This window comes from Olleya sp. UBA1516 (genome assembly GCF_002323495.1).
In the GTDB taxonomy this organism is placed as follows: domain Bacteria; phylum Bacteroidota; class Bacteroidia; order Flavobacteriales; family Flavobacteriaceae; genus Olleya.
This window is the reverse complement of record NZ_DCQO01000003.1, coordinates 57,959-70,958: the sequence shown is the minus strand read 5'-3', so window position 1 is coordinate 70,958 and position 13,000 is coordinate 57,959. Positions and strand designations below refer to the sequence as shown.

11 protein-coding genes are annotated in these 13,000 nt (G+C 30.1%); 5 read left to right on the top strand and 6 right to left on the bottom strand.

The features are described from left to right. Nucleotides 1–56 precede the first annotated feature (56 nt). Entirely contained in the window at nucleotides 57–590 is a 534-nt protein-coding gene (locus B2989_RS00785; protein WP_292942674.1) for an RNA methyltransferase, read from the top strand. Between the two features lie 13 nt (nucleotides 591–603). On the opposite strand, the gene B2989_RS00780 is transcribed toward B2989_RS00785, so the two are convergent. The 3 genes from B2989_RS00780 to folK all read right to left on the bottom strand — a co-directional run bounded on the left by B2989_RS00780 (nucleotide 604) and on the right by folK (nucleotide 4,679). Beyond that, the gene (locus tag B2989_RS00780; RefSeq protein WP_292942671.1) at nucleotides 604–2,949 is read right to left on the bottom strand and encodes a hypothetical protein; all 2,346 of its coding nucleotides are present in this window, start codon (nucleotides 2,947–2,949) and stop codon (nucleotides 604–606) included. A 124-nt stretch (nucleotides 2,950–3,073) separates the two neighbouring features. Beyond that, nucleotides 3,074–3,556 carry a GyrI-like domain-containing protein gene (locus tag B2989_RS00775; RefSeq protein ID WP_292942668.1) on the bottom strand — a complete coding sequence of 161 codons (483 nt, stop codon included), beginning with the start codon at nucleotides 3,554–3,556 and terminating at the stop codon, nucleotides 3,074–3,076. Then, entirely contained in the window at nucleotides 3,543–4,679 is a 1,137-nt protein-coding gene (folK, locus tag B2989_RS00770) for a 2-amino-4-hydroxy-6-hydroxymethyldihydropteridine diphosphokinase (protein ID WP_292942665.1), read from the bottom strand. The genes B2989_RS00775 and folK overlap by 14 nt, the downstream gene beginning before the upstream one ends. A gap of 72 nt (nucleotides 4,680–4,751) precedes the next feature. Here folK and B2989_RS00765 point away from each other — a divergent pair, with 72 nt between their 5' ends. The 4 genes from B2989_RS00765 (at nucleotide 4,752) to rpsU (ending at nucleotide 9,533) form a co-directional block, all read left to right on the top strand. After that, a complete protein-coding gene (locus tag B2989_RS00765) occupies nucleotides 4,752–5,456 on the top strand; it encodes a queuosine precursor transporter (RefSeq protein WP_292942662.1) in 705 nt (234 codons plus the stop codon). Nucleotides 5,457–5,547: 91 nt separating this feature from the next. Then, nucleotides 5,548–8,214 carry an AsmA-like C-terminal region-containing protein gene (locus tag B2989_RS00760; protein WP_292942659.1) on the top strand — a complete coding sequence of 889 codons (2,667 nt, stop codon included), beginning with the start codon at nucleotides 5,548–5,550 and terminating at the stop codon, nucleotides 8,212–8,214. Nucleotides 8,215–8,372: 158 nt separating this feature from the next. After that, complete coding sequence (locus B2989_RS00755; RefSeq protein WP_145003481.1) at nucleotides 8,373–9,236, top strand: sigma-70 family RNA polymerase sigma factor; 864 nt, start codon at nucleotides 8,373–8,375, stop codon at nucleotides 9,234–9,236. 102 nt (nucleotides 9,237–9,338) lie between these two features. Continuing rightward, nucleotides 9,339–9,533, top strand: a complete 195-nt coding sequence (gene rpsU / locus B2989_RS00750; protein ID WP_028283445.1) for a 30S ribosomal protein S21 — start codon at nucleotides 9,339–9,341, stop codon at nucleotides 9,531–9,533. Between the two features lie 327 nt (nucleotides 9,534–9,860). On the opposite strand, the gene B2989_RS00745 is transcribed toward rpsU, so the two are convergent. The 3 genes from B2989_RS00745 to murI form a co-directional block, all read right to left on the bottom strand. After that, nucleotides 9,861–10,280 carry a hypothetical protein gene (locus tag B2989_RS00745; RefSeq protein WP_292942648.1) on the bottom strand — a complete coding sequence of 140 codons (420 nt, stop codon included), beginning with the start codon at nucleotides 10,278–10,280 and terminating at the stop codon, nucleotides 9,861–9,863. Beyond that, nucleotides 10,280–11,926 carry a hypothetical protein gene (locus tag B2989_RS00740; protein ID WP_292942645.1) on the bottom strand — a complete coding sequence of 549 codons (1,647 nt, stop codon included), beginning with the start codon at nucleotides 11,924–11,926 and terminating at the stop codon, nucleotides 10,280–10,282. The genes B2989_RS00745 and B2989_RS00740 overlap by 1 nt, the downstream gene beginning before the upstream one ends. 273 nt (nucleotides 11,927–12,199) lie before the next feature. Next, nucleotides 12,200–12,979, bottom strand: coding sequence for a glutamate racemase (gene murI, locus B2989_RS00735; RefSeq protein ID WP_292942642.1), 780 nt, complete (start codon nucleotides 12,977–12,979; stop codon nucleotides 12,200–12,202). Between the last annotated feature and the right edge of the window lie 21 nt (nucleotides 12,980–13,000).

Genomic DNA, 13,000 nt, shown 5'->3' with positions numbered 1-13,000 from the left:
ATTTTTTAAGAAGTCTATTTAAGTTTAGTTATTGATAATTATTCACAATTATTTTGATGAGAAAACTAAAAAACAGCGAATTAGACCGATTGAGTGTAAACGACTTTAAATCTGCAGAAAAAACACCAATAATTATTGTTTTAGACAACATTAGAAGTTTAAATAATATTGGTAGTGTGTTTAGAACTAGTGATGCTTTTTTAGTTGAAAAAATATACTTATGCGGAATCACTGCAACACCACCACATAAAGACATACACAAAACAGCTCTAGGCAGTACAGATACTGTAGCTTGGGAACATATTGAAAACACTTTAGATTTAGTTGAAAAACTTAAATCTGAAAATGTCACTATTTGTGCTATTGAGCAAGCTGAAAATGCCACTATGTTAGATGACTTTAAAGTCGAAACTAATAAAAAATATGCTTTGGTTTTTGGAAACGAAGTCAAAGGTGTTGCTCAAGATGTAGTCAACGCAAGCGATGTTGTTATTGAAATCCCTCAGTTTGGGACCAAACACTCGCTTAATATTAGTGTAAGTTGTGGTGTTGTGACTTGGGATATTTACTCTAAACTAAAAGCCTTATAAGTTTAAATTTCAATTATTCAACTAGTATATCGTTTAAAAACTTTATTTCGCTAATTAAATCACCATTATCGGAAAACCCTTGTATGGAAAGCAAATAATTTGTTTCTGGACCATTGATTATTTTAAAAACCGATTGCCCTTTGCTATCGGTAACAACTATTGGCTTCCAATCCACCTCTTGCTCTAAATTATCTGAAGTATTAATATATTTGGGAGTATAATACGTTTTTGCTTTATCAAATCCTGATTCAAAAAAATGTTTTCTGAATAATTCCGTTATATTATTTTTATAATTTGCTGTAGTAAACACATGAAAAATGGTGATTTTTGATTCTCTTCTAAAAGCTATATCACTAATATCTTCCATCCTCATTTGCAATGCACTAGGCAAGCTATAAGTATCCATCCCTTTACCATCCACTTTTAAAAATGCCTCCAAACCTCTGGCTACAAGATAAGTTTCCACACCTCTCCAACTAACCAAACTAGCACCTTCCGCTGCTTTTAAATATTCAAATAAAGTTAGATTTTTATTATAATATTGTTCCGGAATCTCCATTGGGTCATAAAACATTATACTGTCTTCGTATTCTCTATATTTTTTCATAAAAGCCCTACTATCTAACCTCATCTTATGCGCTTTACTAGATTTAAGCTTTATTGTATCCAAGTAAGTTGAGTTAGTATATACATAATCCAAAACATTATTTTCGTGCTTTATTTTATAAAAATCATCTACCATTAAAAGCGCTCCATTATTTTTATTGTAATAAAAACTATTTAAACTATTTGTTAGCTTTGGAATGCTATCAAAATACATGTTAAGAGGCTTGACTAATTGTTGACCATTGCGAATAAAACCTATTTTTATTGAATCCCCTTTGTACGCTATTAAATTTTTAAATTGAAAATTAAGTTTATTATTTAAATACGTTTTAGCCACAATTTGATTATCATCCGAAAGTAACACTAAATTATTTGACTTTAACGGACTTACTGTACCTGTTAGACTAAAACCAGATTCAAAATCATAACTATATTTAGGATTGTTATAATCCACAAACGCTTTAGTCGTATACTGCGACCAACCTTGGGTTAATAACAACAAATCAACCTTTCTAGTATTATCTTTAGTGTTTTGATTAAAATATGTTGCTGGATTTTCCACGTAGCCTTTAACATAAGGTGATAACAAATAAGCACTTTGTATTGTCGTATATGGTTTATAATCTGTATCTGCTTTAAGTACTGAAATACTTAAGTTACTTTTTACATTTAAATCGTTTAATTTAAGTTGATATATAATAGAATCTTGAAGAACATTTAATTTTTTAATTTCAATTGCTGAATATTTTTCAGGTTTATCAATAAAAAACTGTCGTTCCAAAATTGGATTATTATTTTCAAAAACAGTAACGGTATTTACGCCATTAAATAAAGACTTTTTATTCAACTCTAAAACTACAGGTAGACTGTCTTGAATTGTTAACTGAACAAAATCAAATATTTTATTTTTTTGATGAAATAATAACGTGTACTTAGGATGATTGGTTTTTACAGTTGCGCGATTAGATTGAAGTTTTACACTAACAATATGTTTATTTGACGTATTAACCATTATTGAAACTCCTTTTTTATTTGCTTCAGGAATCATAACTTTTATAATAGTGTCTTTTATAAAAAACTCGGCTACATAAGATTCTGAAGGTTTATAATTAAACCTTACACGACCCATCCCTAAATGATCCTCATTAAATGTGGTAATTTCTTTTTTATTTGAATCTAAAATGCGTCCACTAAATGTACTGCTTTTACCATTTACCAATGCCTTTAACCCTAATGTATTGTTCACATCCTCTAAAAGGTAACCGCCTTCCGGAAACACCTGAACGTCGTATACTGTATGCTTTAATGTGTTTGTTTTAGGTTTTGGGATATTTCCTTTTATAAAAACCTTAGAAACAAACGTATTAGTCTCTCCAAAGTTTTTCATGTAATTGGTATTGGCTTGGATAAAGTAAAAACCTTCTGGTAAATCTTGATAAAACTGAAATTGTCCAACACCAACACCATTTGTGATTAAGACATTTTTAGTGTCTATAAGCACACCATTATCAGTAAACAAACTTACGTATAACACTGACGTTTGTGCAGAAGGCTTATTATAAGCGTCCGAAACATAGGCTTTAAACCAAATAACATCTTCAGCAGAATAGCTTGTTTTATTAGTATGCACATACACTTTTTCAAAAAGCAATTGGTCTTTTTGCAAGGCTGTAATAACAGAATCGAAAGTATTACTTTGCGCGAATGCAAGTTGCGTAATAAAAACAAATACGAACCTTAGATTATATTTCATTCTAATTGATTGATTGATTGATTGATTGCCAATCAAATTACACAAAATCAACGAAATAAATACTAAAGCGTAGAAAATAAAAATGCAACTAAAAAGAAGAAGCGTTACTTTAACCAAGTGAGGATTAAATAATAGGAACCCAGATTTGCTCTTCAACTTCAGGATTTGAAGGATGATAATCTTCTGGGAGTTTTTCAAAATGCGGTCTATCGTCTAAGCTGTAACCAGACTCAGGCAACCAAGTCGTGTGTATATATTGCCATACCTTAAAAAAACCATCTGGTTTACCCTTATAATTAAACACAGCATACAGTCCTTTTTTTATTATTAACGTAGCCATATTTTGAGGCACAGTATCAAAATTAGATACCTCTACTCCAACCCATTTTTCAAAAGTTGTATTTGGAGTCATTTTAGCATAATCAAAATCGTGATAAACCTGAATAGATAATTTTTGAGTACCACAACGATTTTTGATTTGATCAAGTCTTGGCATAAACTGACGTGCTAAATCACCAGTTCCTTGTGCATTAGTAATAAAGGTCAAGTTATCTTTTAAACCAATTACCAAAATTGCATTGGATGTTATAATTTTAGGCGTCATCATTACATATTTGTTTTAATAACCATAAATAATCTGACCTATGTTTAACAAAATCTTTATCTGAGATGTCAATAATTTTGACATTAAATTCGGTTTGACTTTTCAAAAACTCCAAATAACCTGCATTAATTTTTTCTAGATAATCATCTTCAATTTCGCTTTCATACTTACGACCACGTTTTTTTATATTAGCCTGAAGACGCTCTGTATTTTGATATAAATAGACATACAAATCTGGTTTTGCAATGTCTTTGTACATCAAGTAAAACAGTTTACGATACAGCTTAAACTCGTCTGGTTGCAGTGTGATTTTAGAAAAAATCAAAGATTTAAAAACATCATAATCGCTAACAATAAAATCTTTAAACAAATCTAATTGCCCTAAGTCGTCTGTTATTTGCTGGTAACGATCTGCAAGAAAAGACATTTCTAAAGTAAAGGCGTAACGTTGCGGTTCTTTATAAAATTTTGGCAAAAAAGGGTTATCTGCAAAACGCTCTAACACTAACTTAGCATTAAAATCTGAAGCTATTTGTGTAGACAAACTGGTTTTACCTGCTCCAATATTACCTTCAATAGCAATATAATTATGTTTAGAAAAGTCAAATTGTTTATTTGGGTTTTTCAACCAAATTTTAATTTGTTCTAATTCATTAGTATCCTCACAAATAGCTAACAAATCGTCAACAGATTGTTTTAGTTCTGGATGGATAAAACTGCCTGCAATTAGCTGTAAAGGCTCCAATACAAAACGACGTTTATGAGCTTCGGGATGCGGAATTATTAAATTTTTATCTTCAATAATTTCATCTTCAAAAAATATAATATCTAAATCTATTATCCTTGACTCATACCCTTCTGTTTGCTTTGGAGTACGTCCTAATTTTTTTTCAATTTGCATCAATACACTCAACACCTTTTTAGGTTTAAGCGTTGTTTTTACAGCAATACATGTATTTAAAAAATCATCACCTTCAAACCCAAAGGCTTTACTTTGATACACTTTTGCTATACTTACAATAGTCCCAACTTCTGCAAACACAGCGTCTACAGCGTTTTGTAAGTTTTTAAACTTATCGCCTTTATTACTTCCTAATGCTATGTATACTGTTTTAATCTCCTGCATAATTTCTTCAGCAAAATAACTAAAAGAAATTCACTTAGTGCTTATCTTTATCAAATCTGTTAATAAGTTTTTATGACCTTAAAAGACAAATTGCTTGCTCAAAAAATCTATCTACTTCTAGGTGCGCTTTTTATAACCTCGTTAGTGGTATCTAATCTTATTTTTCAAAAATTTTTTTATTGGTATCCTTTTGACATTGAAATTTTTGGTTCAAAATTATTTGAAGTTTCCGTTGGCATTTTACCTTATCCAATCACCTTTTTAATCACAGATTTAATAAGTGAGATTTACGGTAAAAAACGTGCTAATCAAGTAGTTATTGGCGGAATATTTGCTTCGTTTTTTTCATTATTAATAGTCTTTACCGCTAATGCTGTTTCTGCAACAAGCTGGTCACCTGTTAATGACAGCCTATTTACTACTGTATTTGGCAATACTATGATTGCTGTTTTTGCTAGCATGATGGCTTATTTATTAGCACAATTAGTAGACATCCAGATTTATCATTTTTGGAAACGCATCACTAAAGGCAAGCATTTGTGGCTACGTAATAACTTTTCGACTTTTTTATCGCAGTTTGTTGACACCTTTTCTGTACTGTTTTTATTATGCGCTTTTGGTGAGATTAGTTGGGACCGATTTGCAGGTTTACTAATTAGCGGTTTTATATTTAAAGTTATAATTGCAGTGTTTGACACGCCCTTTTTATACTTAGGTGTTTACTTATTTAAAAAACGCTTTAAACTTAAGCAAAACGAAGAATTACAACTACTTTAACAAATGCTAAACTTTTATTAAATACTTTTGTTTAAACAACTATTTACTTAATCTATACGTAGATAGAAAAAAGATTAAACAACATCATTTAATGAAAAAGAAGCTAAAAATCGCAGGTATATCATTACTAATTCTTGTAGCCTTATTAATTGCAAGTCCTTTTATTTTCCAGAGTCAAATAAAGGATATGGTTAGAAATTATATTAATGAAAGCGTAAATGCCAAAGTCACTTTTGATGATGTAGACTTAAGTTTTATACGAAGCTTTCCGCAGGCTAACGTTACTTTAGACAATTTAACAATAACCAATGTGGCTCCTTTTGAAAACGATACTTTAGCTAAAGTCCAAATCTTATCGTTAGACATGTCTATTAAAGAGCTTTTTAAAAATGCTACCGAAGAGCCTATAATTATCAACTCAATAGCAATTGATAATGCATTTGTAAATTTAAAGACTAATAAAGATGGTGCTGTAAATTGGGATATTACAAAAACATCTGACACACCAACAACAGATAACAATTCAAGTAGTGATGGGTTTGTTTTTGATATAGAAAACTACAGTATATCCAACAGTGCGTTTAATTATTTAGATGAAACTAACAACACTATATTTAAAATTACCAATTTAAATCATTCCGGAAACGGAACCTTCTCTGGTGATGTATCTGAATTAGACACTAAAACAGAAGCCAACGTAACCTTTAGTATGGATGGCACGGAATTTTTAAGCAACAACAGTTTAAAACTAGATGCCTTAATAGATTTAGATTTAACAAATAGCAAATATACTTTTAAAGAAAACAAAGCTTTAATTAATGATTTACCATTAGAGTTTAAAGGCTATGTACAATTAATAGAAGCTGGTCAGGATATTGATATTTCATTTGAAAATCCAGGATCTACGTTTAAAGATTTTTTAGCTGTTATACCAAAAACTTATGCTAAAAACTTAGACAATGTTGATACTAGTGGTAACTTTAAAATAAATGGAATAATTAAAGGTCAGTCTACTGAGACTACCATTCCGACTTTAGATATTAATATACTATCAGACAATGCCTCTTTTAAATTTGCCGAACTACCAAAACGTGTAGAAAACATTAATATAAACGTAGAAATTAAAAATGATAACGGAATCGTAGATGATACTTATGTTAACATTAATACATTAAATTTTAAAATAGACCAAGATCAATTTAAGAGTTCGGCCACTATTAAAAATTTAACCAAAAACATGCTAGTTAATGCTAATTTAGATGGTGTTTTAAACTTAGCTAACTTAACAAAAGCGTATCCAATTGAGTTAGAAAATGAATTAAAAGGAATTTTAAAAGCAAAACTAAATACTAGTTTTGATATGAATGCTATTGAAACTAATGCCTATGAACGCATTAAAAACAACGGAAGCGTTAGTCTATCGGATTTTGTGTTTTCGTCTGCAGATATTGTAAATCCAATTAACATCTCTAAAGCTTCCATAAATTTTAATCCAGGTACTATTACTTTAGATAATTTTATAGCTACAACAGGTCAATCAGACCTAAATGCAACTGGAAGTATTAATAATTTACTTGGCTTTTTATTAAGTGATAAAAAACTAGAAGGAAACTTTAATGTTAAGTCTAATGTTTTTAAAATTAGCGATTTTATGGTTGAAGGAGGCAGTGAAGCTCCTATCAATCAAAGTACAGAACCTGCTACTGCTTTAAAAATTCCAGCATTTTTAGATTGTACAATTATTGCAGATGCAAAAACTGTGTATTATGATAACTTAATATTAAAAGATGTTAAAGGAAGTCTTAAAATCGCAGATGAGACTGCACAATTAAACAATGTAACCTCTAGTATATTTAATGGTAATTTAAGCCTAGAAGGACTAATAGACACCAAAACAGCAAAACCTACTTTTAATATGAATGTTGGTGCAAAAAACTTTGACATCGCACAATCATTTAATGACTTAAATTTATTACAAGCATTAGCTCCAATAACTAAAGCTTTACAAGGAAAACTAAATAGCTCAATTAATCTATCTGGTACATTAGGCGAAGACTTCACACCACTTTTAAACTCGATATCAGGAAACGCTTTAGCAGAGCTGTTAACAACCAAAATAGAACCTAAAAACAAACAATTGTTTTCGTTATTAGAAAGTAAATTAAACTTTTTAGATTTCAGCAAATTAGATTTAAAAGATTTAAAAACAAAACTCTCCTTTAATGATGGTCAGGTTAGCGTTAATCCTTTTGATATAAAATATAAAGATATTAAAATGACTGTTGGTGGATCACACACGTTTAGTAACACGATGAATTATCAAGTTGTATTAGATGTACCAGCAAAATATCTAGGTACAGAAGTCAATAATTTAATAAACAGAATAAACGATGCAGCTGTAAATGATATTAAAATACCTGTAACTGCAACCATTTCTGGAAACACTTTAAAACCACAAGTAACTACAGACTTAACCAGTGGTGTAAAAAACCTAACCTCACAATTAATTGAAATAGAAAAACAAAAACTTATTAATAAAGGTAAAGACAAACTTACTGATGTTGTTGGTAACATATTAGGCGGAAACAAACCTAAAGACAGCACTAATACACAAAGTAATGGTGGTGTTAAGGATGTTTTAGGAAACATACTAAATGGAAATAATACGCCAAAAGACACAACCAAAACTACAAATGACAAGCCTAAAGACCAAGTAAAAGATGCTATAAAAGGCTTGTTTGGCAAAAAGGATAAGTAATAGTATTTTAAAACTTTAACATTTAATAGTCGTTTTTATATGTTTTTTTAATGAATTTTAGTCGTTTGGGCTATTTCCTAAAAAGAAATTGTTAATAATTAGGAAATGTCAAAAATAATGTTAGATTGTAGGTATAACTTTAAAACAATTTGGACTGAATGAGGCAATTAAAAATTACCAAGCAAGTTACCAACCGCGAATCTAAATCACTAGACAAATACTTACAAGACATTAGCAAACTTCCCATGATTACAGCAGAGGAAGAGGTCGAGTTAGCTCAAAAAATTAGAGAAGGCTGTCAAAAATCTTTAGATTTACTTACCACTGCTAACTTACGTTTTGTAGTTTCTGTTGCAAAACAATATCAAAACCAAGGATTAACACTACCAGATTTAATTAATGAAGGTAATGCTGGACTTGTAAAAGCTGCCAAGCGTTTTGATGAAACTAGAGGATTTAAATTTATATCTTATGCTGTTTGGTGGATCAGACAAGCAATTCTTTCTGCTTTAGCAGAACAATCTAGAATTGTAAGATTACCATTAAATAAAATTGGATCTATAAATAAAATTAGAAAAGTAACCTCTCATCTAGAGCAAGTTAATCAAAGACCTCCTAGCGCTTCAGAAATCGCAAAAGAGCTTGACCTAACTATAAGTGATGTAAAGCAATCCATGAAGATTTCTAGTAGACACGTCTCTATGGATGCACCTTTAAAAGAAGGTGAAGATTATAGCTTATATGACTTAGTTAGCTCTAACGACTCTCCAAATCCAGATACACAGTTAATGCGTGAGTCATTAAATACTGAGATTGACAGAGCTTTAGAAACTTTAACACCTAGAGAAAGTGATGTTATTAGACTTAACTTTGGTTTAAGTGATCAACCAGCAATGACGCTAGACGAAATAGGTCGTACTTTTGATTTAACACGTGAGCGTGTAAGACAAATTAGAGAAAAAGGAATCAGACGTTTACGTCAAACTTCTAAGAGTAAGATATTAAAAACCTATTTAGGATAAACTAAATAGACTTTTTTAGATATTAAATAGTAAAAAAATGCAATATTAATTTGAATTATATTTTAATTTAATAGATATTTGCACCAGATTTAAAATTTAGATATGTTAAGAATTGAAATAAAAGAAGGCGAAAATATAGAACGTGCTCTAAAACGTTACAAACGTAAGCACAGAAACGTAAAAGTTATGCAAAACTTAAGAGAGAAGCAATACTTTACTAAGCCATCTGTAAAAAACAGAAGACAAATACAAAAAGCTAGTTATATTCAAGGTCTTAGAGACGCAGAGAATATATAATTAACTACTTTATTTATATAAAAAAACCACGCATTTTTAAATGTCGTGGTTTTTTTGTTGGGTAAAATTAATAATTCCTTTTTATAAGTATTCGTTATCAACGTACTTAAACCCAATATATTATTATGTAAATTATATTAAATCTTAAAATACAACCTTAAAATCACTTTAAAACCCTTACTAGCGCTAATCTGAGATCGGACTCATACCTGTAAGCATCTAAGCTAATTGTTATAATTATTTGTAGTCGCGGATATAAATCCGCGTAAACAAGTAAAACGACCTTGATTATTCCTATTATGGTTAGGTCTCGACAGATTAGATATTTTAACATCCAGGACAACTTATACTTTGTTCATCATTTAGAGGCTTTTTTGGAATGTCATTTAATTTCCAACCATTCTTTTTAGTCCAATATTTTTTTCTTTTTTCAATATTTTTAATTCTTCGTTCTGATTCATGTTTCCAAAATGAATTAGGATGATTTTTAATTAATTTTTCATATTCATTAATTATGGAATCAGGATTATTTTTTCTTTCATCAAGAACGATGTTTTCGTATTGCTTAAATGGATTTATATATAATTTTTTAAGAGAATCTAACTCTGCGTTTAGCTTCTTATTTGAATTTAGAAGTTCATTTAATTCTTTACTTAAAAAATCATCTTCCTTATTCTCCTTTTTACAACTTAAAAAAAGAAACATAATAATAATTGATGTACGTGTTAATGTATTAAAGCTTTTCATTAATCTGAGCAATTTGAATTAAAATAATAAAATGTGTCTAGGGTGCTTAGGATACTTAATCTATATTCTTGGCTTTTGTTAGCCCAAGCAACAGTTGAGTTAGAGTATAATCCAGTTGTCGGATTAAAAGTTCCACTTCCCATTAAACCTGTCCATGCTAAAGCTTCATATATTTCATCTGTTTGAGAACTATCAAACTCCTGTAAAGCTTGTTTAATAATATCTCTGTAATGTTGAGCCATAGCTTCATGTTGAGCGCTTGAAGGATTTTGACCTGCTGGGACATCCCATTTCCACCTTAAATAATAGTCATAAATACCTTCAAAATTATTTCTTAGGCTGATAATAAAATCTCTCCATTCTTCATCTGTATACTCCGAGTAATTAAGGTTTGGTTGATTAGCTGCACTTAATAATTTTCTAAAGATTTCTGCATGAATTATTTCATGAATGAAAGTTCTTGCAATAGATAAATTTGGTCTATTTAAATTATTTTCATTAAACGTAATTGTGATTAAATAGTTTTGGGGAGCACTTGTTTCTGCATTTGTATTACTAGGCAGAGTAGTACTTGAAGTTAATTTTAAATGAGCAACAGACATATCTCCATCAAAATTATTTAAATAATTTGCAAATGTTGGAGCATTACCCATTCCAGTATAAACTGAATAAAGACAATTGTTAGCTTTTAAATCACTGTCTAGAATTAATTCTTCTTCAAAATCAACCTCACCACCATTATATAAAGTATCAAATGCTAATTGTCCAAAATCTAAATCTCCACTATTGTTTAAATACGTTTCTAAATTTGCTTTAATAGTTGATTGTCCAGATTTATTTAACCAACAAATCTCTTGGTCAATTAATGACAAGCTAGCAAATGAAACAGGAACTGTTAAATCGCATGATTCAAGTGCATCACTATCGGGTAAACAATCAACCCTACAAGTTATAGGCGTTGTTGAAGCGCTACCTGTTAAACCACCATGATTATTTGTATTCACGTCAGGTCCAGAACCTGTAGTGTTACCTCCTTGACCATCACACGATACCAACGTAGGCATAAATACATAGCCACCACTTGTTGCCATGCTTGATGTATTCCAAGCCTTACAACCGTCTGGATTTGTGTATTCATTATAAGCACCATCTGAAACAGAATGAAGTCCTCCAGCTGTACAATTACTACCTGGCTGATACACCATGTTGTCTTCGTAACAGTTTCCATTATAGAAATACTTACCAAAAATGTCGTCTGTTAAACCATCATCATTAATTTCGATAAAAGTTACCTTATTTTCAAAATCTACAGACTCTCTAAAATTTATTGCTGCTATTTCTTCCTCCGTAAATTCGTACTGAACAATGTATACTTTAAAACTATCATCCTCTTGCTCAACTAAAAGTAGGTTTTCTAATAAACCATAATCTTGTTGTCTATACATAGGAAAAGTGTAAGTACTATTAGCGCCATTATCTATATGTATTGCATAGTCCGTATTTACAGTGAATTGATTTTCTGCAGTATAAATATACCGACTGCTGGATGAACTATTATTTTTAGTTTTAATGTCTGTTTGAAATTTATCTATTTTATTAATTAAGCGTTTGTCATTTTTAATTTCTGTTTCACTTAATGTAAACATTTTTATTTCCAGATTTGTTTTATTATTTTCAGTGTTTTGTATAAAGACCTCTTCCTTTTCGCAATTAGTAAAGACACAAAAGAGACTTAAAAAAAGTAAAATTGACAAATGGTTTTTTGATTTTTTCATATTGATTTATAATAGGTTACTCAAATCAAAAAAAAAAAAAACTTCTAAACTAATTTATTTTTCAAAAAACGATGCATTTCATCTAAAAAGCCATTTTTTTCAAAATGTTGCTGTGGTTAAAACCTCACTTGGGACTTTTTTGGGTCAAAAGCTTAAAAATTCAACTTCAAAATCACCATCTAACAAATCTTTCATAATAATAGGATTTCCGTTAGAATAAAACTTTAAAGAAGGTTTACTAGATAAGTTATTTAATAAACCGTGTTGTTCTAGAACCGTTTTAGTTTGTCTAGCAACTGCTGCACCAGAATCTATAATTTTTACGTGACTAGGTAGTAATTTTAAAAGTTGAGGGACTAAATAAGGATAATGTGTACACCCTAAAACTAGATAATCAATATTTGCTTGTATCATAGGTTTAAGATACGTTTTAAGCAAATCTGTCATTTGACTAGATACGATATTACCGCTTTCTATTAATTGTACAATACCTTCGCCTTCTTGCTCAATAATTGTAATACCATCACTATACAACAAAGAGGTGTTATGAAACAACTCACTACTTAAAGTTCCTCTAGTTGCCAAAATACCTATGGATTTAGTTTTTGTATTTAAAGCTGCTGGTTTTATAGCAGGTTCTATACCAATAATTGGTGTCTTATATTTTTGTCTAAGGTGTTTAATAGCATTAGTCGTTGCTGTATTACAAGCCACTACAATTAGCTTACTGTTTTGATTAAGCAGATACTCTGTATTTTTCTCAGAAAGCGCTATAATAGCCTCTTTTCCTTTTGGACCATAAGGCGCATTTTTACTATCTGCAAGATAAATTGTATTCTCATTAGGAAGTAATCCATGAATAGCTTTCCAGATGGATGTTCCACCTACTCCAGAATCAAAAATACCAATAGGTTGTTTACTCATAATTATAAATAAAAAAAGCTG

What these genes read in the sequence shown, in the direction of transcription:
- B2989_RS00740 (WP_292942645.1), bottom strand. Translation starts at nt 11,926, where the DNA reads ATGTTTACATTAAGTGAAACAGAAATTAAAAATGACAAACGCTTAATT.
- B2989_RS00760 (WP_292942659.1), top strand. Translation starts at nt 5,548, where the DNA reads ATGAAAAAGAAGCTAAAAATCGCAGGTATATCATTACTAATTCTTGTA.
- B2989_RS00780 (WP_292942671.1), bottom strand. Translation starts at nt 2,949, where the DNA reads ATGAAATATAATCTAAGGTTCGTATTTGTTTTTATTACGCAACTTGCA.
- B2989_RS00785 (WP_292942674.1), top strand. Translation starts at nt 57, where the DNA reads ATGAGAAAACTAAAAAACAGCGAATTAGACCGATTGAGTGTAAACGAC.
- B2989_RS00765 (WP_292942662.1), top strand. Translation starts at nt 4,752, where the DNA reads ATGACCTTAAAAGACAAATTGCTTGCTCAAAAAATCTATCTACTTCTA.
- B2989_RS00755 (WP_145003481.1), top strand. Translation starts at nt 8,373, where the DNA reads ATGAGGCAATTAAAAATTACCAAGCAAGTTACCAACCGCGAATCTAAA.
- rpsU (WP_028283445.1), top strand. Translation starts at nt 9,339, where the DNA reads ATGTTAAGAATTGAAATAAAAGAAGGCGAAAATATAGAACGTGCTCTA.
- folK (WP_292942665.1), bottom strand. Translation starts at nt 4,679, where the DNA reads ATGCAGGAGATTAAAACAGTATACATAGCATTAGGAAGTAATAAAGGC.
- murI (WP_292942642.1), bottom strand. Translation starts at nt 12,979, where the DNA reads ATGAGTAAACAACCTATTGGTATTTTTGATTCTGGAGTAGGTGGAACA.
- B2989_RS00745 (WP_292942648.1), bottom strand. Translation starts at nt 10,280, where the DNA reads ATGAAAAGCTTTAATACATTAACACGTACATCAATTATTATTATGTTT.
- B2989_RS00775 (WP_292942668.1), bottom strand. Translation starts at nt 3,556, where the DNA reads ATGATGACGCCTAAAATTATAACATCCAATGCAATTTTGGTAATTGGT.